Origin of the sequence: Bacillus sp. SA1-12, assembly GCF_000981385.1 — a bacterium.
GTDB lineage: Bacteria > Bacillota > Bacilli > Bacillales > Bacillaceae > Metabacillus.
Map to the genome: position 1 here is coordinate 1 of NZ_LATZ01000126.1, position 908 is coordinate 908.

Here is a 908-nt window from a genome sequence, read left to right on the forward strand (position 1 = left end):
ACCATTCTGAGGGAACCTTTGGGCGCCTCCGTTACATTTTAGGAGGCGACCGCCCCAGTCAAACTGCCCACCTGACACTGTCTCCCGGCCCGATAAGGGCCGCGGGTTAGAATTTCAATACAGCCAGGGTAGTATCCCACCGACGCCTCCACCGAAGCTGGCGCTCCGGCTTCTCAGGCTCCTACCTATCCTGTACAAGCTGTACCAAAATTCAATATCAGGCTACAGTAAAGCTCCACGGGGTCTTTCCGTCCTGTCGCGGGTAACCTGCATCTTCACAGGTACTATAATTTCACCGAGTCTCTCGTTGAGACAGTGCCCAGATCGTTACGCCTTTCGTGCGGGTCGGAACTTACCCGACAAGGAATTTCGCTACCTTAGGACCGTTATAGTTACGGCCGCCGTTTACTGGGGCTTCAGTTCAAAGCTTCGCTCAGCAGCTAACCTCTCCCCTTAACCTTCCAGCACCGGGCAGGCGTCAGCCCCTATACTTCGCCTTGCGGCTTCGCAGAGACCTGTGTTTTTGCTAAACAGTCGCCTGGGCCTATTCACTGCGGCTTTTCCGGGCTATTCACCCTAAAAAGCACCCCTTCTCCCGAAGTTACGGGGTCATTTTGCCGAGTTCCTTAACGAGAGTTCTCTCGCTCACCTTAGGATTCTCTCCTCGCCTACCTGTGTCGGTTTGCGGTACGGGCACCTCACACCTCGCTAGAGGCTTTTCTTGGCAGTGTGGAATCAGGAACTTCGGTACTATAGTTCCCTCGCCGTCACAGCTCAGCTTTTATGACAACGGGATTTGCCTCGTTGTCAGCCTACCTGCTTGGACGCGCTAATCCAACAGCGCGCTTACCCTATCCTTCTGCGTCCCCCCATTGCTCAAACGGTGAGGAGGTGGTACAGGAATTTCA

The 908-nt window shown here is 54.5% G+C and carries 1 rRNA gene; it reads right to left on the minus strand.

The annotated features are described in order from the left end of the window. Positions 1-908 (minus strand): 23S ribosomal RNA (locus tag WQ54_RS24240); the annotation flags it as partial.